This window comes from Achromobacter sp. 18P8.1.1 (assembly GCF_057799415.1).
Map to the genome: position 1 here is coordinate 33502 of NZ_JBYOKH010000039.1, position 26620 is coordinate 60121.

General features: G+C 64.1%; 22 protein-coding genes, 1 tRNA gene and 1 pseudogene. 14 read left to right on the forward strand and 10 right to left on the reverse strand.

Annotated features, from left to right (window positions below):
• Positions 1–21 precede the first annotated feature (21 nt).
• The gene (gene ribD / locus AC27VE_RS22035) at positions 22–1173 is read left to right on the forward strand and encodes a bifunctional diaminohydroxyphosphoribosylaminopyrimidine deaminase/5-amino-6-(5-phosphoribosylamino)uracil reductase RibD (protein WP_488704954.1); all 1152 of its coding nucleotides are present in this window, start codon (positions 22–24) and stop codon (positions 1171–1173) included.
• On the opposite strand, the gene AC27VE_RS22040 is transcribed toward ribD, so the two are convergent.
• Positions 1170–3680: a hypothetical protein gene (locus tag AC27VE_RS22040; protein ID WP_488704955.1), complete on the reverse strand. Its 2511-nt coding sequence runs from the start codon at positions 3678–3680 to the stop codon at positions 1170–1172. The two genes, ribD and AC27VE_RS22040, sit on opposite strands and share 4 nt — an antisense overlap.
• On the reverse strand, positions 3667–4923 hold the full coding sequence (locus AC27VE_RS22045; protein ID WP_488704956.1) for a DUF3142 domain-containing protein: 1257 nt from the start codon (positions 4921–4923) through the stop codon (positions 3667–3669). The genes AC27VE_RS22040 and AC27VE_RS22045 overlap by 14 nt, the downstream gene beginning before the upstream one ends.
• Before the next feature lie 882 nt (positions 4924–5805).
• On the opposite strand from AC27VE_RS22045, the gene AC27VE_RS22050 reads away from it, so the two are divergent.
• The 5 genes and pseudogenes from AC27VE_RS22050 to AC27VE_RS22070 all read left to right on the forward strand — a co-directional run bounded on the left by AC27VE_RS22050 (position 5806) and on the right by AC27VE_RS22070 (position 11429).
• On the forward strand, positions 5806–7722 hold the full coding sequence (locus tag AC27VE_RS22050; protein ID WP_377785558.1) for a PrkA family serine protein kinase: 1917 nt from the start codon (positions 5806–5808) through the stop codon (positions 7720–7722).
• 12 nt (positions 7723–7734) lie between these two features.
• Entirely contained in the window at positions 7735–8994 is a 1260-nt protein-coding gene (locus tag AC27VE_RS22055) for a YeaH/YhbH family protein (protein ID WP_488704957.1), read from the forward strand.
• On the forward strand, positions 8991–10544 hold the full coding sequence (locus AC27VE_RS22060; RefSeq protein ID WP_488704958.1) for a SpoVR family protein: 1554 nt from the start codon (positions 8991–8993) through the stop codon (positions 10542–10544). Before AC27VE_RS22055 ends, AC27VE_RS22060 begins: the two co-directional genes overlap by 4 nt.
• Positions 10545–10682: 138 nt before the next feature.
• Positions 10683–10773: transfer RNA gene (locus AC27VE_RS22065), tRNA-Ser, on the forward strand.
• A 188-nt stretch (positions 10774–10961) separates the two neighbouring features.
• Positions 10962–11429, forward strand: a pseudogene (locus AC27VE_RS22070) (Arm DNA-binding domain-containing protein).
• Positions 11430–11634: 205 nt separating this feature from the next.
• On the opposite strand, the gene AC27VE_RS22075 reads toward AC27VE_RS22070, so the two are convergent.
• A complete protein-coding gene (locus AC27VE_RS22075) occupies positions 11635–12453 on the reverse strand; it encodes a hypothetical protein (RefSeq protein WP_488704959.1) in 819 nt (272 codons plus the stop codon).
• A 485-nt stretch (positions 12454–12938) separates the two neighbouring features.
• Here AC27VE_RS22075 and AC27VE_RS22080 point away from each other — a divergent pair, with 485 nt between their 5' ends.
• Positions 12939–13811, forward strand: a complete 873-nt coding sequence (locus AC27VE_RS22080; protein WP_488704960.1) for a hypothetical protein — start codon at positions 12939–12941, stop codon at positions 13809–13811.
• A 325-nt stretch (positions 13812–14136) separates the two neighbouring features.
• On the opposite strand, the gene AC27VE_RS22085 is transcribed toward AC27VE_RS22080, so the two are convergent.
• On the reverse strand, positions 14137–14493 hold the full coding sequence (locus AC27VE_RS22085) for a hypothetical protein (RefSeq protein ID WP_488704961.1): 357 nt from the start codon (positions 14491–14493) through the stop codon (positions 14137–14139).
• A gap of 188 nt (positions 14494–14681) precedes the next feature.
• On the opposite strand from AC27VE_RS22085, the gene AC27VE_RS22090 reads away from it, so the two are divergent.
• Both AC27VE_RS22090 and AC27VE_RS22095 read left to right on the forward strand, forming a co-directional pair.
• Positions 14682–16547: a PhoX family protein gene (locus tag AC27VE_RS22090; protein WP_488704962.1), complete on the forward strand. Its 1866-nt coding sequence runs from the start codon at positions 14682–14684 to the stop codon at positions 16545–16547.
• 181 nt (positions 16548–16728) lie between these two features.
• Positions 16729–17379 carry a DsbA family oxidoreductase gene (locus tag AC27VE_RS22095; RefSeq protein ID WP_454676131.1) on the forward strand — a complete coding sequence of 217 codons (651 nt, stop codon included), beginning with the start codon at positions 16729–16731 and terminating at the stop codon, positions 17377–17379.
• Here the strand turns inward: AC27VE_RS22095 and AC27VE_RS22100 are convergent.
• Together AC27VE_RS22100 and AC27VE_RS22105 are read right to left on the reverse strand one after the other, a co-directional pair.
• Entirely contained in the window at positions 17376–18668 is a 1293-nt protein-coding gene (locus AC27VE_RS22100) for a hypothetical protein (RefSeq protein ID WP_488704963.1), read from the reverse strand. The genes AC27VE_RS22095 and AC27VE_RS22100 overlap by 4 nt on opposite strands.
• A 73-nt stretch (positions 18669–18741) precedes the next feature.
• Positions 18742–19731, reverse strand: coding sequence for a Bug family tripartite tricarboxylate transporter substrate binding protein (locus AC27VE_RS22105; protein WP_488704964.1), 990 nt, complete (start codon positions 19729–19731; stop codon positions 18742–18744).
• A gap of 139 nt (positions 19732–19870) precedes the next feature.
• Between AC27VE_RS22105 and AC27VE_RS22110 the strand changes: the two genes are divergently transcribed.
• Positions 19871–20809: a LysR substrate-binding domain-containing protein gene (locus tag AC27VE_RS22110; protein WP_488704966.1), complete on the forward strand. Its 939-nt coding sequence runs from the start codon at positions 19871–19873 to the stop codon at positions 20807–20809.
• A 15-nt stretch (positions 20810–20824) separates the two neighbouring features.
• On the opposite strand, the gene AC27VE_RS22115 is transcribed toward AC27VE_RS22110, so the two are convergent.
• The gene (locus tag AC27VE_RS22115) at positions 20825–21055 is read right to left on the reverse strand and encodes a hypothetical protein (protein ID WP_006225930.1); all 231 of its coding nucleotides are present in this window, start codon (positions 21053–21055) and stop codon (positions 20825–20827) included.
• Between the two features lie 212 nt (positions 21056–21267).
• On the opposite strand from AC27VE_RS22115, the gene AC27VE_RS22120 reads away from it, so the two are divergent.
• The 3 genes from AC27VE_RS22120 to AC27VE_RS22130 all read left to right on the forward strand — a co-directional run bounded on the left by AC27VE_RS22120 (position 21268) and on the right by AC27VE_RS22130 (position 24230).
• Positions 21268–22197, forward strand: coding sequence for an NUDIX hydrolase (locus AC27VE_RS22120; RefSeq protein ID WP_488704967.1), 930 nt, complete (start codon positions 21268–21270; stop codon positions 22195–22197).
• Positions 22198–22279: 82 nt separating this feature from the next.
• Complete coding sequence (gene nadC / locus AC27VE_RS22125) at positions 22280–23164, forward strand: carboxylating nicotinate-nucleotide diphosphorylase (RefSeq protein WP_006225932.1); 885 nt, start codon at positions 22280–22282, stop codon at positions 23162–23164.
• A 79-nt stretch (positions 23165–23243) separates the two neighbouring features.
• The gene (locus AC27VE_RS22130) at positions 23244–24230 is read left to right on the forward strand and encodes a tripartite tricarboxylate transporter substrate binding protein (protein ID WP_488704968.1); all 987 of its coding nucleotides are present in this window, start codon (positions 23244–23246) and stop codon (positions 24228–24230) included.
• A 46-nt stretch (positions 24231–24276) separates the two neighbouring features.
• On the opposite strand, the gene AC27VE_RS22135 is transcribed toward AC27VE_RS22130, so the two are convergent.
• Positions 24277–24966 carry a tellurite resistance TerB family protein gene (locus tag AC27VE_RS22135; RefSeq protein WP_006225934.1) on the reverse strand — a complete coding sequence of 230 codons (690 nt, stop codon included), beginning with the start codon at positions 24964–24966 and terminating at the stop codon, positions 24277–24279.
• A 159-nt stretch (positions 24967–25125) separates the two neighbouring features.
• Between AC27VE_RS22135 and AC27VE_RS22140 the strand changes: the two genes are divergently transcribed.
• The gene (locus AC27VE_RS22140; protein ID WP_427958853.1) at positions 25126–25524 is read left to right on the forward strand and encodes an OsmC family protein; all 399 of its coding nucleotides are present in this window, start codon (positions 25126–25128) and stop codon (positions 25522–25524) included.
• A 43-nt stretch (positions 25525–25567) separates the two neighbouring features.
• Here AC27VE_RS22140 and fabI read toward each other — a convergent pair whose 3' ends face one another.
• Together fabI and AC27VE_RS22150 are read right to left on the reverse strand one after the other, a co-directional pair.
• On the reverse strand, positions 25568–26353 hold the full coding sequence (gene fabI / locus AC27VE_RS22145; protein ID WP_006225936.1) for an enoyl-ACP reductase FabI: 786 nt from the start codon (positions 26351–26353) through the stop codon (positions 25568–25570).
• Between the two features lie 119 nt (positions 26354–26472).
• Positions 26473–26620: LysM peptidoglycan-binding domain-containing protein (locus AC27VE_RS22150; protein WP_488704969.1), on the reverse strand; the 148-nt coding region annotated here is incomplete at its 5' end.

The following is a 26620-nucleotide window of genomic DNA, read 5'->3' on the forward strand; positions in this document are numbered from 1 at the left end:
GACGGACATACAATTCCTGCCATGACGACCGTAAGCCCCCCCGACGATATCTACTGGATGCGACGCGCCCTGGCGCTGGCAGACCGCGTGCTGTTCACCACGGCGCCCAACCCTCGGGTCGGCTGCGTCATCGTGCGCGACGGGCGTGTGCTGGGCGAAGGCGCGACCCAACCGCCCGGCGGTCCGCACGCCGAAATCTGCGCGCTGCGCGACGCCCAGCACCGTAATGAATCGGTTGAGGGCGCCACGATGTACGTCACGCTGGAGCCCTGCAGCCATTTCGGCCGCACGCCGCCCTGCGTGGACGCCGTGCTGGCGGCCCGCCCGGCGCGGGTGGTCGTGGCCATCGGGGACCCGAATCCGCTCGTCAACGGACAAGGCCTGGCGCGCTTGCGCGAGGCGGGCATCGAGGTCGTGACGGGGGTGTGCGCCGAGGAAGCGCTGGCGGTCAACGCGGGTTTCATCTCGCGCATGAGCCGGGGGCTGCCCTGGGTGTGGATGAAGATGGCGGCGTCGCTGGATGGCCGCAGCGCGCTGCATAACGGCATGTCGCAATGGATCACCGGCCCCGAGGCCCGCGCCGATGGTCACCATTGGCGCGCGCGCAGCTGCGTGGTGCTTACGGGCATGGGCACCGTGCTGAAGGACGATCCGCAACTCAATGTGCGTGGGGTGGACACGCCGTGCCAGCCGCGCAAGGCAGTGGTGGATGGCCGTTTCGAGATCCCGGAGGGCGCCCGCCTGTTCGATGGCGCCGAAGTGATCGTCTTCACCGCCCGCCAAGACGCGGCCAAGGCAGCCCGCCTGGCCGACAAGAACGCGCGCGTGGTGGTGCTGCCGGCCCAAGCGCCGGATCGCGTGGACCTGCCGGCCATGATGCGCTGGTTCGCCCAGGAGCAGTTCAACGAAGTCCATGTGGAGGCGGGGGCGGGCCTGTCGGGCGCGCTGGTTGCCGCGGGCTGCGTGGATGAACTGCTGCTGTATCTGGCGCCCGTCCTGCTGGGCGATGCGGCGGGCATGGTGCGCCTGCCCATGCTGGAACACCTGGACGCCGCCCAGCGCTACGAATTCATCGACGCCGCGCGGCTGGGCGCCGACATGCGCTTGCGCGCCAGGGTGCCTGGCACCTGGCGGCAATTGATGCAGCGCGTGGCGCTGCCCGCGCTCGCCTAAGTTCGTCCGTTCGCCTGCGGCCGGCGGGGCGCCGCGCACTGGCGCCATGCGAAGACGCAGGCGGCGCCCGCGATAATCATCAGCAGCCCGGCGGCCAGCAGCAGCCCGCCGTGATCGCGGCGCAAGCGTTCCCATGCCTTCCACGCCTGCGTGTAATGGAACCAGGCCGCCGCCTGGAAGTCCGGTGCGGGGCACTCCCGCCCGAACGTCGCGCTGAAAGGTACCTGGGCGCCTTGCTCTACATAACGCTGGTACACCGCCTGGGCGCGTTCGGGCGAGTCGTCGATGATGTAGCGGGTGCCTTGGCAAAGCACGGCGGCGAACGCCTGTGAACGGTTCGGCAGCAGCGCCGCCGATTGCAGCGCATGGTCGGTTGCGACCTGCCGATAGTGGAAGCGCGCATACGGCTTGGCTTCGCTGGCGGCGAAGCGCATGCGTTCTTCGGGTGTCACCAGCGGCCCGGGCAGGGCCGCCTCCGCACGCTGCGCCGGCGTGTCTTGGGGTGGTTGATTGCCGCCATCCGCGCTTTGACGCCACGGTTCCGGGCTGCGGCCTGCGCCATAGGTGTAGTTGCCGTCGTACACCGCAAAGTCGGGATCCTGCTCGTAGCCCATGATTTCCAGGCCATGGCGACGGGCCAGTTGCGCGGCCTTGAACCAGGCTTCTGCCCGCGCCGTGCGGCCCCAGGCGCTGCCGGCTTGTTGCAGGGCGGCCGTGTATTGGACGGCGTGCCGATGGCTGCTGGCCGGCGTGACGCGCCACGCTCCGGCGGCGTCATACGCCAGGGTGGCGAAGCGGGCGTCGGCGTCTTGCGGGAAGTAGGCCAGGGCCTGATCCATGCGGCCTTCGCGCATCAGGCGGCGCGCCAGCAGCGCGCGCAGGCGGTCCCCATCGGCGATCGGATGCTTCACCATCCAGTCGTAGAAGCGCTGGTAGTCGAACTGCGCGAAGCCGGCCGGGGCGGGCGGCACGGCTGAGGCCGGCACCTGCTGGTCTACATAGGCCTTGAGTTCGTCCGTCGTCAACACGCGTTCCGCGACATAGGCCGCATCGTTCCAGTATGGCGACATCGGCCAGCCTTCTTCCTGGGTGTCGGCGGCCGCCGCCGGCAGCGAGGCATGCAGCAGCAGGTCCAACGCCTCTATATATTGGCCGCGGGACAGCGCCAGCACCCCTTGTTCGGCCTTCAGCCGGGCCATGCCCGAGGCTTCAAGACCGGTGTCCGTGGCGGTCGGAAATGCGCTCGCGGCGCGCGCATAGGCTTGCGCCGCCGCGGCCATGTCCCCCTGGCGGATCGCCAGTTTGGCGCGCACCCACCAGGCAAGCGGCGTGTCGAGCCGGCTGGCCAGGCCTTGCGCCAGATCGTAGCGGCCCACGCGATAGGCCAGCGCGGTCACGCGATCGGCGTCCTGGATGCGGCTCACGTCTTGTTTGGCCAGCGCCGTCGCCAGTGCTTGCAGCGCGGGGTTGGGCGTGACGTTGCCCGCGCCGGCTCCGGCATCGGCGTAGCCGCGCTGCCCGTTCAGGTCGAACGTGGCGAACATGTCGAACGCGCTGTCGGGGTTGCCGTCCACGATATCGCCCACTCTGGCCAGCGCATAGGCGACCAGCAGCCGTTGCGCGACGGGGTCATCGATCAGCCGGCTGGCGCGCACTGGTGTCGCCAACGCCCAGCTTGCGATGAGGCGTAGCGACGCCATGCCGCTGCCTGAACCGCGCGCCGCCTGCTCCGCATACAGGCGGATCGCCTGTTTCAATGCGGGGGTGGCAATGGCGTCGGGGCACGCCGTCGCGGCCAGGAAGTCCTCGGCCGCGCACGTTCCCAGGGATCCATTGAGCAGCAGGCGGGCCTCCTGGCCGTAGCTGGCGACCGCCAGGCCCAGGGGATCTGGCGCGCCCTTTTGCGCTAGCTGACGCACGCGCGCATACGCGGCGGATGAGCCGTTGGGCGTGGCGACTGCCGCGTCCCCGGTTTCGCCGGCCCCGATTTCAGCCAACATATAAGCGGCCCAGACGCTGCGCGCAGCCCCTTGGCGTTCGGGCAACGCCAGGATGTCGAGCAAACGCGCTCGGGCTCGCGCCAGCGCCGCGTCGGCATCGGCGGGCGCGGCGGACCGGATGTCGACCGCTGCGGCGGCGTACAGGCGGATGGCGTCGGGCAGGCCATCGCCCGCCGCGTAAGCCTGATCGCCGTCGGGCATCGCCCGCATCGCACGGACGGTAGCGCGTTGCGCGGCGTTGAGCGCGGGGTCGAAGTCTTCCGGAATGGCGTCTTGCCGGTAGCTGCCGTCGGGCAATGCCGCCGATTCCTGCGCCCGCAGCGCGTCGGCGGGCGCAACCAGGCGCGCCACCTCGAAGCTGAAGGAGTTGGCTGGCGTGCTCCTCAAGGTGCCGGTCCGGTCGTCCAGCAACTGCGCCGGAAAGTCCGGACCGCAAGCCACAGCAATGCCTGCGCCGACAGCGCACGCCAACAAGGTCAGGCGGATGATCGATCTACGGTTGTACATGGAAGGTGGTGGGTGGGGTTTCACAGCGTATCCAGCCGATAGGGCGTTGACCGCCCGCGCGCAGCAGGCCGTCTTGCGCGCGGCGCAGGTAGAGCCCCGCGCCGTCGCGTTCCAGCGTGTAGCCGTTGATGCCGTCCGCGCCGCGGCAAACGCCGTTCCAACGGACGATGAAGGGAAGCGCGCCGTCGGCGTTGCCGGTATTGGAAAGCACCAGGTCCTGCGTGCCGCCGCCATCGGCGATCGCTTGCGCGCCGACGTGCAGCTTGGGTTGCAGCGCTTGGCGCAACAGCACGGCTCGCCAGGTGGCCAGGCTCCAGGCGCGTTCGTCGCGCGCGGTGGGCAGCCGGAACCAGACGATGCCGGCCAGGCCCCGCGGGCGGGATTGATGGATCTGGTCGACAAAGGCCGCCATGGCGGCCGGCGTCACGACAAGCTCCGTGGCCCGGCCGCCCGGCTGCAGCGCGGGACGTTCGCTTTCGATGGCCGCCACGTTGCCGTCTTCATCCCAGGCGACACGGCTGCCGTAAGTGGGCAACGCTACGCGCCAGGGCTTTTGGGTGCGGTCCGCAAAGGCGCTTAACCATGCGTGCGCGCGTTTGGCGTCGAACAGGCCTTGCGTGGGGTTCAACACCGCATGCACCTGCAGCACCGATTCATCGGCCACCTTGAGCAAGGCGTCCAGTTCGGGGCTGTTGAGCCACGTGGGCAGGGCGGTGATCGACAAGGCGCTGTCCGGGCCCAGGCGGCGTTTCAATGCGGCGAGGAAGTCCCGGTAAGCCGGCAGTTTCGACGTGGCGCAGTCGTAATCGATTTCAACGCCCGCCACCGTGATGCCGGCGTGGCGCCATGCCTGGCGCGCCGCGGCGATCCGCGTCGCCGTGCCTTCCGCGTTCAACGCATCGACCCGGCCATCCAGCCGCCACACCATGACGACCGGACGACGGGCCGCGGCCAGGGCGTTCAGGTCCGGCGCGGCATCGAACCATCGGCCGTCAGCGCTCATTTCTGCGATCAGCACGCGCCACGCCTGCACGGCGTCGGCGCCGCCGGACAAGGCTTCCTGCACGGCTGGCGTCCACTGGCGCTGCCAGACATAAGCATCGTTGGACAGGTCGGGCGGGGGCTTTCCGCAAGCGCTTAACGTCAGCAGCAGGGCTGCGAAACCGATGGCGGCGCCGCGTTGAACCGCCGCTTTCGCAGGGTTCAGAATCAGGCCCAAGGCTTGCCGCAAGCGGAGCAACATGACGCAGCGTCGGAAAATCGCGTGTTCAGGTCAACGCGGAGTGCGTCGAGATGCGTGATTCTATTCGTTGAAGGCGATGCGCGTTTGCTTGGCTGCGGCAACCATCGCGCGAAGTATCCGCGTTCGCGCAAGGGGTACTAGCACTCGGCATGCGCGGCTGCTAATTGTGCGATTGAAACCGCGCGAAATGCCTTTCTCAGCGCATCCGCGCCGCATGCGGCATGGCGATCGCATCAAGTTTGCGAGCGATTCCCACACAGGTTTTTTCATGGCGAAAACCCTCATCACTATTTTGGCCGATGCGTCAAATGAATTGCCACAAAACGGTCAATTGGCTTTAGCATAGGGTCATGACTTGGCGCTACGTGCTAACGGCCTTCACCGCACGGTGCTACGCGCCCACGTCACCACGGATTCCCGTGCCGCGATATCGGCGCTTTTCACGACCGAACCGGCACGCTGCTGAACAAGGACGCCAAGGCGCTGTTCAGACCGTCCGCTGCCATCGCATAGCGGGCGCATCGGGTTTACGCCCGAATCATAAGAATCCACCGGGATATCGCTCATCCCTTCAAATGATTGCTGACCATTTCATGTGCGGCCGCGGTAAGCGTGCTCGCCATAGCAATATGCTGAAGGCATGCCCGATAACTTCTTCACGTAAGTTGCATTCCCTGACGGAACTTGTATCTGCGGGATGCGGCCTAAATGGAAAGGGCCCCGATCGTGCTTCATGGTTGCTGTGTGGCGAAAGCAACATAACACCTGGCCGACAATGCTTATCGCTAGTTTGTCTAGTAATGCGCAGGCACTGAGGCACAATGGGGACACGTAGGGACGTACTGAATTTTTCGCGTGTTGTAGGAGGTTTCCGTGCAAAACATCGTCGAAGGCTTCAAGTCGCAGTATGCAAAAGAGCAGGAGTCAGAGCTTTCCCTTGAGGAATATCTGAACCTCGCTAAACGCGATCCCATGGCGTACGCCAGCCCCGCTGAGCGCATGCTGGCGGCGATTGGCGAACCCGAAATCGTGGATACGCGCAACGACCCACGTCTTTCCCGTTTGTTTTCCAACCGGACCATCCGGCGCTATCCGGCGTTCCAGGAGTTCTACGGCATGGAGGACGTGATCGGCCAGATCGTCGCGTTCTTCAAACATGCCGCACAGGGGCTGGAAGAGCGCAAGCAAATCCTTTATCTGCTGGGACCGGTGGGCGGCGGCAAGTCGTCCATCGCGGAACGGCTCAAGGCCTTGATGGAAAGCTATCCCATCTATGCCTTGAAGGGTTCGCCCGTCAACGAAACGCCCCTGGGTCTGTTCCATCCGGAACGCTTCGGCGACACGCTTGAAAAGGAATACGGCATTCCGCGGCGCTACCTGAGCGGCATCATGTCGCCCTGGGCCGTCAAGCGCCTGAAGGAATTCGACGGCGACATCTCGCAGTTCCGTGTCGTGCGCTTGAATCCGTCGGTGCTGCGCCAGGTCGCCATCGCCAAGACCGAGCCGGGCGACGAAAACAACCAGGACATCTCGTCGCTGGTCGGCAAGGTCGACATCCGCAAGCTGGACCGCCATTCGCAAGACGATCCGGACGCCTACAGCTATTCCGGCGGACTGTGCCTGGCCAACCAGGGGCTGCTTGAGTTCGTGGAAATGTTCAAGGCCCCGATCAAGATGCTGCATCCGCTGCTGACGGCAACCCAGGAAGGCAACTTCAAGGGCACGGAGGGCTTCTCCGCGATTCCGTTCAACGGCGCGATCCTGGCCCACTCGAACGAGTCCGAATGGCAGACCTTCCGCAACAACAAGCACAACGAGGCTTTTCTTGACCGGATCTATATCGTCAAGGTGCCTTACTGCTTGCAGGTGTCCGAAGAAGTCCGCATCTACGAAAAGCTGCTGCATCACAGCTCGCTGTCGGCCGCCCCGTGCGCGCCGGGAACGCTGGACATGATGGCGCAGTTCTCGGTGCTGACCCGCCTGAAGGAACCCGAGAACTCCAGCATCTATTCGAAGCTGCGCGTCTACGACGGCGAAAGTCTGAAGGACGTGGACCCGAAGGCCAAGGCCTTGCAGGAATACAAGGACTACGCCGGCACGGACGAAGGCATGAACGGGGTCTCCACGCGTTTCGCGTACAAGATCCTGTCCAGCGTCTTTAACTACGACCAGACGGAAGTGGCCGCCAACCCGGTGCACCTGATGTATGTGCTGGAGCAACGGATCGGGCGCGAGGACTACCCCGAGGAAATCCGCCGGCGCTATCTGGAGTTCATCAAGGGCTTCCTGGCGCCGCGTTATGCGGAATTCATCGGCAAGGAAATCCAGACCGCGTACCTGGAGTCGTACTCCGAGTACGGTCAGAACATCTTCGACCGCTACGTGACGTTTGCCGATTGCTGGATCCAGGACGAAGAGTTCCGCGATCCGGAAACGGGCGAAAGCTTCGACCGCAGCGCCTTGAACGACGAACTGGAGAAGATCGAAAAGCCGGCGGGCATCGCCAACCCGAAGGACTTCCGCAACGAGATCGTGAACTTCGTGCTGCGGGCGCGCGCCAACAACAATGGCCGCAACCCGACGTGGACCAGCTATGAAAAGCTGCGCGAAGTGATCGAGAAGAAGATGTTCTCGAACACGGAAGATCTGCTGCCGGTGATTTCGTTCAACGCCAAGGCGTCAGCCGAGGACAAGTCCAAGCATCAGAGCTTCGTGGATCGGATGGTTGAAAAGGGTTACACGGAAAAGCAGGTCCGACTGCTGTGCGAGTGGTATCTCCGTGTGAGGAAGTCTTCCTGAGCGAGGTGAATCATGAATTCACTGATCGATCGCCGTCTTAACGGGCGCAATAAAAGCGCCGTCAATCGTGAGCGCTTTTTGCGGCGCTACAAGGACCAGATCCGCAAGGCGGTTCACGGGATGATCCGTGACCGCTCGATTCAGGATATGGATCAAGGCGGAGAGATCAACCTGCCCGCCCGAGATATTTCCGAGCCGACGTTCCGGCACGGATCGGGCGGCGACCGCGAGATGGTGCACCCCGGCAATCGTGAATTTGCCAAGGGCGACACCATCGACCGGCCGCAGGGCGGGCAAGGCGAGGGCGGGTCCGAGCCCGGCGAAGGCGAATCGGTAGACCAGTTCACCTTCAGCCTGTCGCGGGCCGAATTCCTGAACCTGTTCTTCGAGGATCTGGAACTGCCGCATCTGGCGCGCAACCAGCTGGGTGAAGTCAGCCAGAAGAAATGGCAGCGCGCGGGCTACACCACGACCGGTTCGCCCAGCATGTTGAGCATCAGCCGCACGCTCAAGTCGTCCTTGGCGCGGCGGGTGGCGCTGAACGTGAAGGCGCGCGCCGATCTTGAAGACGCCGAAGAGGCGCTGGCCAAGGCCCGTGCGGCGGGTGCGCCCGCCACCGAGATCCGCACGCTGGAACAGGACGTCGAGGACTGCCGCGAGCGCCTTGCCCGCGTGCCGTTCCTGGACGACCTGGACCTGCGCTACCGCAACCGGGTGTCGGTCGCCATTCCGATGGCGCGCGCGGTCATGTTCTGCCTGATGGACGTGTCCGGTTCCATGGACGAAGGCAAGAAGGACCTGGCCAAGCGCTTCTTCACGCTGCTGTACCTGTTCTTGTCGCGCAAGTACGAGCACGTGGACCTGGTCTTCATCCGCCACACGGACAACGCCGAGGAAGTCGACGAGCAGACGTTCTTCTACGACCCCAAGAGCGGCGGCACCATCGTGCTGTCCGCGCTGGAGCTGATGCGCGAGATCCTGGAAAAGCGCTATCCGCCCGCGGCCTGGAACGTTTACGCGGCGCAAGCCAGCGATGGCGATTCGTTCGGCGCCGACGCCGGCAAGAGCGCGCGCTTCCTGGCCGAGCATCTGCTGCCGTCGACCCGTTATTTCGCCTATATCGAAATCCCCGACTCGCAAGAGGCTCGCAAGAGCAGCCTGTGGGCGGAGTATGAACAGAAGCTGGAGCCGCATTTCGTCATGCGGCGCATCTGCGACCGCGGCGAGATCTTCCCCGTGTTCCATGACCTGTTCAAGAAGGAAACCGCATGAATGCCATCGTGGGTGCTCTCGTGGAGCCGGCATCGGCCAGCGGCGCGCGGCCGATTTCCCAAGGTTCCGAATGGACGTTCGAACTGATCCAGTCCTATGACGAAGCGATCTCCAAGGTCGCGGCGGAATTCGGGCTGGACACTTATCCGAACCAGATCGAGGTGATCACCTCGGAACAGATGCTGGACGCCTATGCGTCGGCGGGCCTGCCCATCGGCTATCCGCATTGGTCGTACGGCAAGGAATTCATCCGCAACGAGCAATACTACCGCCGCGGCATGCAGGGGCTGGCGTACGAGATCGTCATCAACTCCAACCCTTGCATCGCCTACCTCATGGAAGAGAATTCCATGACGATGCAGGCGCTGGTGATCGCGCATGCGTGCTATGGCCACAACTCCTTCTTCAAGGGCAACTACCTGTTCCGCCAATGGACGGACGCGGACGGCGTGCTGGACTACCTGGTGTTCGCGCGCAAGTACGTGATGTCCTGCGAAGACCGCTACGGCATCGATGCGGTGGAGGCGCTGCTGGACTCGTGCCACGCGCTGTCGCACCACGGGGTCGACCGCTACAAGCGCCCGACGCCCATGTCGTTCAAGGGCGAGGCCGCGCGCCAGGCCGAACGCCAGGAGCACGCCCGGCTGCAATACAACGACTTGTGGCGTACCTTGCCGCGCCTGGAAGCCGACAAGGACACGCGCGCCGAGGCTTCGGTGTTCCCGCCCGAGCCCGAAGAGAACCTGCTGTACTTCATCGAGAAGTATTCGCCCAAGCTTGCTCCATGGCAGAAGGAACTGGTGCGCATCGTGCGCAAGGTCGCCCAGTACTTCTATCCGCAGTCACAGACCAAGGTCATGAACGAAGGCTGGGCTACGTTCTGGCACTACACCATCCTGAACCGCCTGCACGAGAAGGGCCTGGTGGACGACGGCTTCATGATGGAGTTCCTGCAAAGCCACACCAACGTCGTCAGCCAACGCGGCTTTGACGAGCGCGGCTATGGCGGCATCAACCCCTATGCACTGGGCTTTGCGATGATGTCGGACATCCGCCGCATCTGCGAGGCCCCCACGCCCGAGGACCGCAAGTGGTTCCCGGACATTGCCGGCAGCGACTGGGGCAAGACGCTGGACTTCGCCATGCGCAACTTCAAGGATGAGTCCTTTATCTCGCAATACCTGTCGCCGCGCCTGATCCGCGAATTTCGCTTCTTCGCGATTTCGGACCATCAGGCCAATCCGAAGCTGGAAGTGGCCGCCATCCACAACGACGAAGGCTACCGCGACATCCGCCGCCTGCTGGCCGCGCAGCACAACCGCGACAACCAGGTGCCGGATATCCAGGTGGTGCGCTTCAACCGCGACTCCGACCGGTCGCTCGTGCTGCGCCATCTGAAGAGCCGCGGCCGGCCGCTGGCCGGCGACGATGCCGAGCAGGTGATGAAGCACTTGGCGCGCCTGTGGGGCTTCAAGGTGCGGCTGGAAGAAACCGAGCCGGACGGCACCATCAGTTCGTATCGCGAGCAAGAGGCGCCAGCCTCCACCTGAGGGCGGGGCAAGGCAAAGGGGACGCCCAGTGCGTCCCTTTTTCTTTGGCGACTTGTGGTGGTCGTTCAGATTCTGCTAGAATCGCGGATTCGCAAATTTCGTAGTGGTGTTTCTGACCCGCTTCGACGTGAGCAATTAGGACAGGTGGCCGAGCGGTTGAAGGCGCACGCCTGGAAAGCGTGTATACGTCAAAAGCGTATCGGGGGTTCGAATCCCCCTCTGTCCGCCAAGATTCGTACCGGTATTGCCCAGCAATGCCCTGAAACCCGCACCAGCATTAGCTGTGCGGGTTTTTTCTTGCCCAGGTTTGCCAAGTAAGCACCACTGGAAGCAACCCCCTATTTCGGGTACTTTGCCGGGTATCGCGGCCCTGATGGGCCATTTCCCGTAAAAAGTACCCGTTTTCATAGGGGAGATATGGCCACGCTCGCCAAGCTGACAGACACCGCAATCCGCGCCGCAAAGGGGCGGGATAAGCCGTACAAGATGGCCGACGGCGGTGGGCTACACATTCTGGTTAAGTCTGACGGTACTCGGTACTGGCGTTACAACTAGCGATATGCCGAGAAAGACAGAACGATGGCCTTCGGGGTGTACCCGGAGGTGTCCGCCAAGTTGGCACGCGAGAAGCACGCCGCCGCGCGCGCGCAGTTGGCGGCCGGCGTGGATCCGATGGCAGAACGCAAGCAGAACAAGCACGCCATTCGGGCGGCCGCGGCCGATGACTTCGAAGGCGTCGCGCGCGAAATGTGGGCGAAGAAGCTGGCGCGCGGACCCCTTGGCGCGCAGTCTTCCCCCCTCCACGCCTGCGCGCTAAATGTGCGAGAAAAGACTCGCCCGCGCGTCACCCCCTGGCGGCAGGCTCTAAGCTCATCTCCAGCCTGATTTGGAGCCTAGCCTGGCGACGCAGAACGACGCAGTGTGAACGCATTCTGGGGGCAGCTCCCCTCACAATAGTGACCTGGGACTTGTGCATGTTTTCAATCAATCTTGCTCGCCGGATGGATGCCCCACTTTTCCGCCCTTTACGGCAGTATGCCGGAGTGCGTGCAGCGTGATTCTCAGCTATAGAGGCGTGGGTGTATTTTGCCTACATGATTGTTTTTGTCACCTTCGTAACCCCGTCGATCAAGTCCGAGACTTGATCAATGGTTGGATCTTTTTCCTTGTTGTGGTCGCATAGGTTGCGTACATCCGCTAAATGCTGATTGAATCGCCATTGCGATGTGTCAATGGTTCCGGCGGTTTTCAATGCCTCGTTATAGTCTGCGATAGTTGGATGCTTCTTAGAAAGAGCGATGTTGTGGTGAACGCACACCTCATGCAAATGCTTTTCGAGGACGACACCCGCGACTGCCCCAGCGGCCCGTGTGAACTTATGCTTGAGCAGCTCCTTGGCAGCATCCAACTCAGAGTCCAGCAAGTCGGCTTGAACGAGCGCGCGAATGTCATATAGCGAACTCTCGAATCGCCGACTCAGAGAATCGACGATTGCGTTCTGTTGGGAGAGCAGAGGGGCAGCAGCAGTGTCGTCCACTTTCACTTCCCCCCCACGCGTCACTTGAAGGCCCTGCAAAGCGTCCTCAATGCGGTAGCTTTCATAGTCGATTTCCTTCCGTGCCCTGGGTTTTTCATACAAGCGCACGAAATCGCTTAACCGGTCCGGAAGAAGCTGTTTGATTAGCGCGATACATTCCGAATACCAGCTTTGGTAGGTGTGCGAAAAGCTGGGCAGGGCACTGAGATAAGCGGTCGCCTTTTCTTTATCGCCGTTGAAACGCTCCAGTATTTTGTCGTCGTATTCTTTTCCGTAGCAAGAGCGAGCGAACGCTTGTTCAAGCAACTTGCCATCGGCTTTTAACCTCTCGAAGTCCTTCTTGTATCGTTCTAAATTTGACGGTGTGCTCACAATGTCTCCAACGGGTTTAAAACGGGGGTGCGCATATTCTGCCCGGGTTGCCATTAGCTATCAACGCAGGTCGATACGATCATTTGGGGAAGGGCAGGGAAAAGCCTAACCTTCCTAACCGGGCCTGAAAATCGGGTTTAAGTTATTGAGTTGTATGAATAATATTGGTTAGGTTTAAAACCTAACCTGACCTAACCTGAAACCTAACCACGCCGTAAGGCATTGATTTATAAGGATATCTATTTTTTATAAGGTTAGGGTATAGAAACCTAACCGGGTTAGGCTTTGGTTAGGAAATGGTTAGGTTTTCTCAAGCTCCGGAAACCCGCATGAATAAAGGATCTCCGGCCAATTCGCTATGTGCGGTTAGGAAGGTTAGGTTTTTCCCAGCCTCCCCCGTAAACTACCCCGCCGGCAAAGCGCCCCATAATTGCGCGGCTGTCAGTGTTCGGCGGCCATTTGCCAATCTCCTGGAGAACCACTCGATGCCCCTTCGTGTTGTGCTTGATTCCAACTGCTTCCACCCGGATACGTTTGAGCTGCTAGAAAGTAGTCCAATGCGTGCGCTGTGCCGCCGTCGCAAAGTAGTGGCCATCTACTCCGATCAACTTCTGAAGGAGGTCGTATACACCTACGGCAGCGACAGACGGCGCGAGTTGTTGTTGCGGCAGTGGGCGCCTTTCATGCGGGACACCTGCGGCGAGCTTGTGGACGATCTAGCCACTGTTTGGCATTCGGAGATAATTCGCAATTTGATGCGCCAAGCAAACCCGAATCTTTCGCCCAAAGATGCTCGCACAGCGTTCGTCAATATTGAGCAGGCACCGCCTGATGGGACGTGGGATCTCTGGGAAAAGGCGAAGCGACATCTCGAAGAAGCACGCCGGGCGAACGATGACATCCATGCAATCTTGAGAGACGAGCGACTTACGCAAACAGCGGAGCGCGACAACTCTGCATTGATAATCTCAGGCGCCGGAGCTGCGCACTTGACCGGCCCGTTTGAGCGACTTGTAGACTCTTTGGGTCGATCCGTAATTAAAAAGCACCTGAAAACGCGGAAGCCGGAAGAAGTTGCTGCGCGCTGGTCCGCCGCGAAGGAGCGGTATCCGTACTTCACCGAAAGTATGCGGGGCTTGGTCTACGTGGGGCTGGAGCCTACCGCGACTCCAAACGCTCGGCTGGATCGAAATGCTGTCGACGATATCAAAATAATGGTTCCCCTCCTTAGCGCTGATGTGGTCGTCAGCAACGAAACGAACTTCCTTCTGCGGGCATTTAATGCGTTGTGGCGGCCGCGTGGAAAGGTGCTCATGACAGTCGAGCAGTTCGCTAAACATCTGCATAAGATGGCGTAGTAATGATCGCGATGACCTCCGGCAGCTCCCTGATGTGTCCAGCGCGAGAGTCACGGTGGGTCGGGTAAGCGGCCGTACGGTGCTCTATCAATTAAGCAATCACACAGAAAGGGGTATTTTTGCGGGTACCTTTCGGTTGCCGTACTGAAAGATATGAGTATTAATGCGGTGTTCCGGCTATTGTTCGGCTGACCCTCTGTCCGCCAGAATTAAAAAAAGCCCCTGACTTCGAAAGAAGTCAGGGGCTTTTTGTTTGCTGTCGCACAAACGTGGAAATGCGGCGTGGAAAGCGCGCGCGGCGCTCGCGATAGGGCGCATTCGCTGATCAGGCGCCCCGGGTTTTGCGCGAAAACATCACGCTGACGGATTGTTCGGCCGTTTGCTTGAGAGTCACGTCCGCGCCCGGGCGGCCAAGCCTGAGCGCACCCAGTCCCAGCACCCACAACGGCCCGATGAGCGGAATCGCGCCGATGATGTCGTGGTGCAGGTTCAAGAAGGGATTGGCGGGTTCATGCAGGTACCGGCTGGTCAGTCCCGCCTGGGCGATCACTGCCTGCGCGCGTCGCACCGTGCCGGTCATGTCCACGACATTCTCAAGGAAAAAGTCCTCGCGCCGGCCCAGCAATGCAGCCAGTTGATCATCGCTTAGCGTGTTCAGGAAGTAGGTACGCGCGAAAGACATGGAAGGCCGCCTTGGCTGAGTGCATCATCCGCTGATGCACGTCATGCTACCTAAAACTGTGCGCAATGAATTCATCGGAACGTCTCCAGTCTGTCATATCGGTCTCGTAATCTCTCAGCCGTTCGTCAGCCAACTTTCAATCAGCTGACAAATTGCTTGCCGTTTAGTCCTCAAACATAGAGATCCAAATGTCCTACCTGACAGACAAGTTGCGCGCGCCCTCCCGTGAAGCCCGAGGGGAAGTGACCGTTCCCGGCCAGATGTTCGACGAGATCATCGCCGCCAATCCCACCCGCCGGACGCTGTTGAAGAACAGTTTCGGGCTGTCGGTTCTGTCGGTGTTTGGCGTAACCGCACTGGCCGGCTGTAGCAGCGATGACGACGATGGCGACGACACGGCTGCGCCGCCGGAACAACCCAAGCCCGAGACGCCTGTGCCGACGCCTGAGCCGGGTCCGGATTATTCCGTCACGTTCAAGCCGCTGGGAGACAAGATCGTGGCCGACACGGTCACGGTTCCCGAAGGTTATGTGGCCGAAGTGCTGTATTCGGCTGGCGACAAGTGCGTGATCGGGTCGGCCGGTTATCTGGGCGTGCCGCAGTCGTACCCGGCCACCGAGACCCAGGCCGGCGGCCAGCACGACGGCATGCACTTCTATGCGCTGGACGGGGTGGATCCCAACCAGGGCGGCCTGCTGGTGCTGAACCACGAGAGCCTCGACAACAGCACGCTGGACGTGTCCGTCGAAGGCGTGAAGACCCGCCTGTCCAACGTGGGCGTATCGGTCGTGGAGATTGCGCGCGACAAGGATGGCAAGTGGGCGGTCAAGGCCGATTCCCGCTACAACAAGCGCTATACCGGCAACACCGTCTACAACGTGAGCGGCCCGGCCGCCTCGGTCGTGGGCGCGACGGTGGTGGGCACGCTAAACAACTGCGCCAGCGGCAATACGCCGTGGGGCACCTACCTGACCTGCGAAGAGACGACCGACAATTACCTGGATCCGACGCAGCCCGAGAACGGCTATGGTTGGGTGGTCGAGATTGATCCCAGCACCCCGGGCTCGACGGCCGTCAAGCGCACGGCGATGGGCCGCTTCGACCACGAGAACACGGCCTTCATGGTTGACGAGAACAACCGCGTCGCGTTCTACATGGGCGACGACGGCACGCCGGGCTGCATCTACAAGTTCGTGCCCAGCAAGCCCTTTGACGCGGCCAATCGCGCCAACAACAGCAAGCTGCTCGATGAAGGTACGCTGTACGCGGCGCGCTTCAACGACGATGGCAGCGGCAACTGGGTGGAACTGGCGGTGGGTAAGAACAACCTGATCGTGGGCGCCATCGATCCGGGCAACTACACGCAGGTGCGTCCGACCGACGTCCCCACCAATACGCTGATCGACTTCAACAGCCAGGCCGACGTGCTCATCAACACCAAGGCGGCTGCCCGGGTGGCGGGCGCGACGCTGATGGACCGCCCCGAGTGGATCACGGTGGGCGTGGACAAGACGGTCTATTGCACGCTGACCAACAACAGCAGCCGCCGCCGCACCAGCGCCGCCAATCCGCGCGTGACCAATCGCCACGGCCACATCGTGCGCTGGAAAGAGCGCGGGGATTCGCCGCTGGCCACCACGTTCGAATGGGAACTGCTGCTCCTGGCTGGCCAGGACGCGGCGGACGGCGCGGCATCGAACATCACCGGCAACATCAAGGGCGACGAGTTCTCCAGCCCGGACGGCATCCGCGTGGACCCCAAGGGGCGACTGTGGGTGCAGACCGATGCCGGCACCGGCACGGACGTCACCAATATCTTCGGCAATAACTCGATGTACTACATCGACCAGAAGACGGGCGAGTCCAAGCGTTTCCTGGTGGGGCCGCTGGGTTGCGAGATCACCGGCATCGCTTATACGCCGGACCTGACGACGTTCTTCATCAACATCCAGCATCCCAACAAGGACTGGAATACGGTGCGGGCGGGCGGCGGCGATGCGCGGTCGGCGACCGTGGTGGTGCGCCGCCAGGATGGCAAGCCGGTAGGCGCCTGACGGACGGCGGCCTGGAAGGCAGGGCGGAGGTATCGCGCCGGCTTTCCAGGCCGCTTGCGGGTGGCGCCCCAACGGGGTTCCATCGCGCCCGCCAGGTTTGATTTACTCTCTGGAATATCGACAATCATTTTCCTGACGGCTGCGGCGCGCTGCGGCATCCGTCGGCATTCCGGAGAAGGCCATGGCCAAGATCACCATCGATTTCGTGTCCGACGTGGCGTGCCCCTGGTGCGCGGTGGGCCTGGGCGGACTGCTGGAAGCGATGCGCCGGCTTGAAGGCACGGCCGAGGTCGCGTTGCATTTCAGGCCGTTTGAATTGAATCCCGACATGCCCGCCGGCGGGCAGAACACCATCGAACGCCTGATGGCGAAGTACGGGTATGACCGCGAGCGCGTGCAGGCGAACCGCAAGGTCATCAGCGAACGGGCCGCCGCCGTTGGCATGCCGATGCGCATGGACGACGACAACCGTTCCTTCAATACCTTCGATGCGCATCGCCTGATCCATTGGGCCGGCCTGCAAGGCCAGGCGCAACAGATCGCGCTGAAGAAGAGCCTGCTGCAGACCTATCACTACCTGAACCACGACACCAGCGATGCGGACGTGCTGGCGGAAGCCGCGCGCGACGCCGGCCTGGACGAGGCCGCCGCGCGCGAGGTGCTGGCCAGCGGCCGCTACGCCGACGAGGTGCGTGCCGAAGAAGAGGAATGGCGCAAGCTCGGCATCACGTCGGTGCCGTCGGTGATCATCAACGGCCAGTATCTGGTGTCGGGCGGCCAGCCGCCCGAGGCGTTTGAGCAGGCGTTGCGCCAGGTCGCGCAGGAAGGCTAGTCCGCCGCGGTGCCTGCCGCCTGCACGATCGCCGCCACGTCCAGCACGTACATCTGCCGTTCGCTCTCGTGCACGGAATCGATGCATACCTGCGTGCCGTCGCGGCTCCAGCGCGGATGCAGGTCGCAGCGATTTTCCTTGGACAGGCCCGGGTCGGCGTAGAAGCTGCCCAGCGCGTGGCGCTGGCCGGTCTGCATGTCGTAGATGAACAGAATGCGTTCATGCGTGGCGGCATCCGGATAGGTGTCGCTCAGCAGCCAGCGGGAATCGGCGGGCGAAAAGCTCATGTGCCCGTTTTCCGTCAACACGCCGTCGCCCACGACTTGCACACGGCCGTCCGGCGCGTCTTCATACAGGTGGTAGTGGATGCTGCCGGCATGCGGACCCCAGACGATGATGGAATGGTCGTCGCGCCAGAGCGGATGGGAAATCTGGTATTCGGATTTCTCGTAATCGAAGGTGCCCACGGCGGTGGGATCGAAATCGTCCGCCAGTTGCGGCAGCGGATGGTCGGAACATTCAAGCAGGCGCATGTCGCTGCCGTCCGCGTTCATGGTGATCAGGCGGTGCAGGAAGCAGGTCTCGTCTTCCACGCGCTCGGTCCAGCGATGCAGGAACAGGATGCGCGACGACGACGGGTTCACTTCGATGTGGCTGACCCAGTGAATGGCGCGTTCCATCGAGGCGCGCGGGTGGAAGTTGCTCAGGTCGGCGTAGCTGACCAGCAGCCGGTGCGCGCCCGTGGCCAGATCCAGCGTGTGGATGCCGTCGTAGGCCGGCGCACGCGCGACTTCGACAGGCGCATTGTCGCTATAGCCGATGGTCTGGTGGGTGATGTAGAGCCTGCGGTAGTCCACGCACAGCGCGTAGCGGCTGTTCGGCGCGGCGACGTAGATGGGTAGCGGCAGATAGCGCGTTTGGCCGGTGACCACGTCGTGGATCGCCGAGCGCAAGCCGGGATAGACGCCGCTGTCGTCGTCGCTGCGGCAGTTGTAGATCATCTGCGGCGAGGTCGCGCCGTCCAGCCATTGCAGTTGGCAGCCCATCTGCCAGTTCCAGGCAGTCGTGGCCCCCACCGCGTGATAGCGGTCGCCGTCCTCGCGGTCGAAGTAGCCCACTTCGGCGCGCAGCGACGGCGTCAGCACCGCGTCCATCATCGGCGTGCGGTTGCCCAGCACGTAGCGGCCGTCGCGGTGCCAGACGGTCTTGTTGTAGTAGCCGAAGAAGTGGTGGTGCGGGCGCGCGCCCAGACGGCGGCACGGGATGGGCGTGGCGATCATGCGGTTCATGGATGGCATTCGGGGGAAAAGGGCGGTGCCCGGGGTGGGAAGGCGCGCGGCGGCGGGCCGCCGCGCACCGGCGTCAGCCGGCGGTGATGTGTTCGGTTTCGATGACCTTGTTCCAGCGCGCCCGTTCGCGCTCGACGAACGCGCGGGCCTCGGCGGGGCTATTGCCCACGGGCGTCATGCCCAGCTTCTCCAGCCCGGCGCGGAAGGCCGGGTCGGCATAGACGCGTCGCAGGTCGGCGCTGATCTTTTCGATCAGGGCGTCTGGAACGTCGCGGCCGGCCGCCAGCGTGGTCCAGGAGGTGACCGTCAGGCCCGGCAGCCCCGCTTCCGCGGCGGTGGGCACGTCGGGCAGGGCGGGCGAGCGGGTCGCGCCCGTGATCGCCAGGGCCTTGAGCTTGTTGGCCTGGATGTAGCCGATGGTGGTGGGCACGTTCTCGAAGAGCAGTTCGATCTGCCCGCCCAGCAGGTCGTTGGTGGCGGCGGAGCTGCCGCGATAGGGGATGTGCACGATGGGGGCTTGCGCGGCCATCTTGTAGAGCTCGCCCACCATGTGCACCGACGAGCCCACGCCGGCCGAGCCGAAGTGGACCGATTCGGGCTTGGCACGGGCCAGGGCGGTGAGTTCGGCCAGCGTGTTGGCCGGCAGCCCGGGCGTGGCGACCACGACGTGCGGCATTTCGGCCACGATGGTGATCACCTTCAAGTCCTGGGCGGGCCGGTAGTTCAGCGACTTGTACACCCCATAGGTCGCGTGAAGGCCGATGGAGCCCAGCAGCAGGGTGTAGCCGTCCGGCCCGGAGTCCGCCACGAACTTGCCCCCGATGTGGCCGCCCGCGCCCGGACGGTTTTCCACGACGACCGACTGCCCGTACAGCTTGCCCAGGTGCTCGGCCAGCAGGCGGCCCTGGATGTCGGAACTGCCGCCGGCGGTAAAGGGCACCACGATGCGCAGCGGGCGGTCGGGGTAGTTGGCTTGCGCCTGGGCGGCCAACGGCAGCGCCGCGCCCGCGACCGTCAGGCACAGGGCGCGCAGCGCGCGGCGCCAGGGACGGTATGGATTCATGGTCTTTCCCCTATCGGATGATGCTGTGGCGGGCGCGTCTGATGGCACCCTTGGAAAACCGAGTGTAGGAGCGGCCATGTATTTGAAAAAATTCTTTTTTAGTCATAGGCTATGCAAGATTGCTATACATTGAACGCCTATGAGCCGGCCCCTGAACTTTCGCCAGATAGAAGCCTTCCGTGCCGTGATGCTGACCGGCACCACCACGGGCGCCGCGCAAATGCTGCGCACCACGCAGCCGTCGGTCAGCCGCCTGCTGGCGCAGGCGCAGCAGGCCTGCGGCGTGAAGCTGTTCGATCTGGAGCGGGGGCGCTTGCGCCCCACGCGTGAGGCGAAGGACTTGTTCGATACGGTCAAGCGCCACTTCGCGGGCCTGGAGCGCATCGAGGACCGCGTGGCGGCGATGCGCCGCAGCGGCACCGGCGTGCTGCGGCTGGCGTGCACGCCGGCGCTGGGGCTGGGCGTGATGCCCGCTGCGCTGGAAGCCTTCCTGCAGCAGTACCCCGATGTGCACATCAACATGCAAACCGTCGGCAGCCAGTACCTGCGCGAAGGCTTGCTGCATGGCACGTACGACGTCGTCATCACCACGGCGGAACTGGACGACGCGAACCTGTCGCTGCGCCGCTTGCATCGCAGTTCGGCGGTGTGCGTCATGCGGCCCGACCACGCGCTGGCGGGGCAGGAATCGGTCGACATCGGCGACCTGAATGCGCGCCGGCTGCTGGTGCTGAATGCGGACGACGATGTGCACCAGCAATTGCGCGGCGCCATGCGGGCGCGTGCCGTGCAGCCTCAGGGGGAAATCGAAACTACTTATTCGTCGACGATCTGCGCGCTGGCCGCGGCCGGCAGCGGCGTGGGTGTGGTCAACGCCTATATCGCGCGGGTGTTCTCCGGCCAGCTGGCGATACGGCCGTTCACGCCACGCCTGCCCGTGCAGGTCAGCATGGCGTATCCGGCGCAGATCGCGCCGTCCGACGTGACCGAGGCCTTCGCCCACGTCCTGGAAGCGCGTTTTGCGGCGCTGGACGACGAGACCGGCCCCGACGACCAGGCGCCGAGGCCGGTTGGATGAACGGGGGGCTTTGCCTTAGCCCTTGCGGTTCTCGTAAGAGGTATCCAGCACGTCGTCTTCGGGCGTGATGACGCCGGGATCACCCGGCTCTTCGATGGCGCGTCCGCGCCGGGGCATGCCGGCAACCATCTTGCTCTGGTCCGGCATGGGCATGATGCCCGTGCCTTTGCGGGGATCGGGAGCCTGCGGTTTTTCCTCGGCGGCGGCGGGCTTTTCGGTGGGGACTTCAGGGGCGGGTTTCAACATGTTGGCGACTCCGCTTGCGGGCGTCCCAGGATGGCGACGCGCCTGATTCAGGTTTCATCTTAGGCCGTCGGGCCGGCGCTGAGGCGGATTGCGATGTCACGTTTGCAAGGGGCTGTTGCAGGGACAGAACCTTATAATTCGGTTCGCGCCGCGCATGCCGTCGTCGCGCACGCCAAACCCTGACTTTTCCACTTCCAACTCCTACGCCGAACTTGACCGAATCCGTCGAACGCTCCGTCCATGCCGAACTCGTTGCCGTGCTTGTCGCCGTGACCAACGGCGAGCCTCGCGTGCTGACGACGGATGACGCACGGGCTTTGCCTGCCGGGCCGTTCGAACTGTCTCACCGGTCCTTGCAGGCCGGGCTGCGCGCGTGGGTGGAAACGCAGACGCATCACCCGCTGGGCTATGTCGAGCAGCTCTACACCTTCGCCGATGGCGACCGCTCCGACGAGTCGGGCGCGCGGGTCATGTCCGTCAGCTATCTGGGCCTGACCCGCGAAGCCGGCGAAACCGGCGTGGCGCAGGTGGGTTGGCAGGACTGGTACCGCTATTTCCCGTGGGAAGACCGCCGCGCCGGCACGCCGGCGCTGGTCGAAAAACTGATCGTGCCGCAACTGGCGGCCTGGTGCGAAGACAGCGCCGATGCGGCCGTGCGAGCCCGCCGTCATCAGCGCGCCGCCATCACCTTCGGGCTGGAAGGATCCGCCTGGAACGAAGACATGGTGTTGCAACGCTACGAGCTGCTGTTCGAAGCCGGCCTGGTGCCCGAAGCCGCGCGCCGCGGCGCAGGCCGGGCGGTGCTGCCGGGCGAGCCGATGCGCCATGACCACCGCCGCATCCTGGCTACCGGCATCGCCCGCTTGCGCGCCAAGATCAAGTACCGCCCCGTGGTGTTTGAACTGATGCCCGCGCAATTCACCTTGCTGCAGTTGCAACTGGCCGTGGAAGCGCTGGCCGGGCGAGGCCTGCACAAACAGAATTTCCGCCGTCTGATCGAGCAGCAGGCGCTGGTGGAAGAGACGGGCGAAATGGCGACGGGCACGGCCGGCCGCCCCGCCAAGCTGTTCCGATTCCGCCGCGACGTGCTGCTGGAGCGCGCGATCGCCGGCAGCAAATTGCCCCTGTCGCGTGCACTTTGACGCTTGACAAGGCTTATGCTCGTCTTTAGCATAAATGGTGCGCAATCTCTGCGCGCCTTTTTTTAACTCACAAATACTCAAAATGAGCATTAAAGCCGAAGCGCCCGTGACCGCCTCCCGCCTGGCTGTCCCCCCCTTGCCGGACGTCATGCTGGAGCCGCTGGTGCGCGCGGCCTTGCTGGAAGATCTGGGTCGCGCCGGCGACCTCACCACCGATGCCATCGTGCCGGCAGACGCCGTGGCGGAAACGCGCCTGGTCTCGCGCCAGGAAGGCGTGTTGGCCGGCCTGGACCTGGCCCGCCTGGCGTTTCGCGCGATGGATCCCGCTATCGCATTTACCGTATCGCAGCCCGACGGCAGCGACCTGCGGCCGGGCATGGAAATCGCCCGCATACGCGGCAATGCCCGCGCCATGCTGACCGCCGAGCGCGTGGCGCTGAATTTCCTGTGCCACCTGAGCGGCGTGGCCACGGCCACCGCCTCCATTGCCCGCGCCATTTCGGCTTACGGCGCCCGCGTCACCTGCACGCGCAAGACCATGCCGGGCCTGCGCGCCGTGCAGAAGTACGCGGTGCGCGTGGGGGGCGGCAGCAACCACCGCTTCGGCCTGGATGACGCGGTCCTGATCAAGGACAACCACATCGCGCTGGCGGGCGATGTCGCCACGGCGGTGCAGCGCGCACGCGCCGGCGTCGGCCATATGGTCAAGATCGAACTGGAAGTGGACACCCTGGCGCAGCTGGAAGTGGCGCTGTCGCTGGGCGTGGACGTGGTGCTGCTGGACAACATGAGCCTAGAGGATCTGCGCCGCGCCGTTGCCATGGCGCGCGGTCGGGCCATCACGGAAGCGTCGGGCCGCATCACGCCCGAGACGGCCGCCGAGGTGGCGGCGACCGGCGTCGACCAGATCGCCGTCGGTTGGCTGACCCACAGCGCCAAGGTGCTGGATATCGGGCTGGACGCCTGATTCCTTCCGCCGGTCCCGGCCGGCTTTTTACGACACGGCGCGCCGGCTGGCGCGGCCGCGGCGCTTACAGGCCCGCATCATGAAACGTATGCTTCGATCGACCCTCCCGCTGCTTGCGCTGTCGCTGGCGGCCTGCGGCAATTCGCCTTCAGGCGAAGCCCCCGGCGACGCGTCCTATCCCACGCACCCGATCACCATCGTCGTGACGTTCCCGCCCGGCGGCGGCACCGATTTGCTGGCGCGCCGCATCGGCGCCAACCTGCAAGAGCAACTGGGGCAGCCAGTGGTGGTGGAGAACCGCCCCGGCGCCAGCGGCAACATCGGCGCGCGCATCGTCGCGGAAGCGCCGCCCGATGGCTACACGCTGTTGATGGTGAACAGCTCGTTCGCGATCAATCCCGGGGTCTACCGGAATCTGGGCTTCGCGCCCAAGCGGGACTTCGCGGCGGTGATCAACGTGGCGTTCGTGCCGTCCGTCTTCGTGGTGCCGGCAACGTCGCCGTTGCAAAAGCTGGACGACGCGCTGGCTGCGGCCCAGCCGGGCAAGGCTCTGCCGTTCGCCTCTTGCGGCAACGGGACGCCGCAGCATCTGGCCGGAGAAATGCTGGCGCGGGCGACGGGCGCCGTTTTGCAGCATGTGCCGTACAAGGGTTGCGGGCCGGCGTTGACCGACGTGACGGCGGGGCAGGTGGGCATGGGCATCGTCACGGCGTCCAGCGCCGCGCCCTTGATCGCCGCAGGCAAGTTGCGCGCCTTGGCGGTGACCTCACCCGCCCGGTCGCCCCTGATGCCGACCGTGCCGACGGTGGCCGAGCAGGGCGTTGCCGGCTACGCGCTGGACCAGTGGCACGGCCTGCTGACGCCGGCCGCCACGCCGCCGGCCGTGGTCGACAAGCTGAACGCCGCGGTGTCGAAGATCGTGCGCAATCCGGAGGTGCAGGCATCGCTGCGCGATCAGGGATTCACGCCGGCCAGCAGCACGCCGCGCGAATTTCAGACGATGATCAATGCCGACATCGACCGCTACACCGCGTTGACCGAATCGATCGGGCTGCGGGCGGACTGACCCGGCAGTGCGCGGGGCCAGGGTCCGGCCCCGCCTGCCATGCGGTTTACGCGACCGCCGTCTTGGCGTGCTGCTCCAACTGCTCTTTCAGCCCCGGAGCAAGCTTGAGCTGGCGGGCCAGCTCATCCAGGTAGGCGCGTTCCATATAGCTTTCCTCGTCCACGACGAGCAGGCTGGCCAGGTACATTTCGGCGGCCATTTCCGGCGTCTTGGCCGATTGCGCGACGGCCGCCGGGTCCAGCGGACGCGACAGTTCGGTTTCCAGCCAGCGGCGGTCCTGGGCGTCGGACGACAGCTTGGACAATTCGGTTTCCAGCAGGGTGCGCTCTTCGGGCCCGATGTGTCCGTCGGACTTGGCCGCGCCGATCATGGCGGTCAGGACGGCGGTACTGTGCTGCTCGGCCTCGGGGGCGGGCAGGCGGTCCAGCGTCTGCGGCGGCGTGGCTGGCGCGCCGCCGGCCTGGTTGCGCTGCCAATCGCCATAGGCACGGTAGGCCAGCGCGCCAAGCGCCGCCATGCCGCCGTACATGGCGACCTTGCCGCCGATCTTGCGGGCCTTCTTGCTGCCCATCAGCAGCCCCAGGGCGCCCGCGCCCAGCGCGCCGCCGCCCAATCCGGTCAGGAACGAGCCCTTGCCGCCTGAGCCGCCCGTCGCACCCTGCACGCGGTTGGTCGCGTCGGACAGCAGGCCTTGGCCCGATTGCAGCAATTGATCAAGAAGTTGTCTGGCGCTCATGTGGCCCTCTTTTGTCTGTGCGTGAATGCGGATAGGGATATCCGACCGGCCGCGCCGCAATAAGTTCAGGTTTCCGTCAGTAAGCAGATGCCGCGGCAAGTGCTACAAGGTGGCATGGGGTGTCCGCGCCGGACGCCCGTCCTGAAGGAGGTCCGACCCATGAGCATCCGCATCCGTCAGAATGCGCCGAACACGCTGCAGTTCACCGCCACGGCCGAAGGCCATGACTTGCCGCTGGCGATGCCGCAGCCGCAGGGCGAAGGCCCGGATCCCCACGATTATTTCGATACCGCGCTGGGCGGGTGCAAGGCGATGACGCTGATGGTTTACGCGCAGCGCAAGGAGTTGCCGCTGGAGTCAGTGGGGGTGGAGGTGGTGCGCGACGCAGGCGAGGAGCGCAAGGGCATCTACCGGCTGACGGCCAAGCTGACCTTGCACGGCGACCTATCCGATGCCCAGATCGACGAGTTGCTGGCGGTGGCCGAGAAATGTCCGATCCACAAGCTGATGACGGCGGTGGACGTGCAGGTGTCCACGCTGGTGGTGCGGCCGGCCTGAGCGGCCGGGCGGGCGGGGCGGGTTGTCCCGCCCCTGGGAAGCGTCAGTCTTCCATGCCCGGGACGACGGTCGAGAAACCGGCGTCCACATGCGTGATTTCGCCGGTGACGCCGGCAGCCAGGTCAGACAGCATGAACGCGGCCACGTTGCCCACGTCGTCGATGGTGACGTTGCGGCGCAGCGGGGCCTGGGCTTCCACGAACTTCAGGATGGCCGAGAAATCCTTGATGCCGCTGGCAGCCAGCGTCTTGATGGGGCCGGCCGAAATACCGTTGGCGCGGATGCCGCGCGGACCCAGCGCCGTGGCCAGGTAGCGCACGCTGGCTTCCAGCGACGCCTTGGCCAGGCCCATCGTGTTGTAGTTGGGCACCACGCGTTCGGCGCCCAGGTAGGTCAGCGTCAACACCGACGCGTTGCGGCCTTCCATCAGCGGCAGGGCGGCCTTGGCCATCGCGGCGAAGCTGTAGGCCGAGATGTCGTGGGCGATGCGGAAGCCTTCGCGCGACAGGCCGTCCAGGAAGTTGCCGGCGATTGCTTCGCGCGGGGCGAAGCCGATGGAGTGCACCAGGCCGTCCAGGCCGTCCCAGTGCTGGGCCAATTCGGTGAAGGCGCCTTCGATCTGGCTGTCTTCGGCCACGTCGCAAGGCAGCACGATCTTGCTGCCGAATTCGGCGGCGAATTCGCTTACGCGGTCTTTGAAGCGGTCGCCCACATAGGTGAACGCCAGTTCGGCGCCTTGCTGGTGACAGGCACGCGCAATGCCGTAGGCGATGGATCGGTTCGAAAGCACCCCGGTGACGAGAATGCGCTTGCCGGCGAGAAAGCCCATGTTTTTTTCCTTTGATTCTTACCTGCTGAAGACCGCCTATTTTAAGGAGTTTGGCGGTTTCGCGTGCTTGAAAAAACGGCGCCCGAGTGGGCGCCGTGCTGTTGGGTCAGGCGGGGGGATCAGCCGCGGGCGTTGGTGCCCGGCACGCGGATCGGGGCGCCCACTTTCAGGGCGCTGCCCTTCAGGTTGTTCAGCGCGCGCAGCGCATCCACCGAAGTGCCGTACTGCTTGGCCAGCGAGAACAGGGTGTCGCCCTGGCGGACCTTG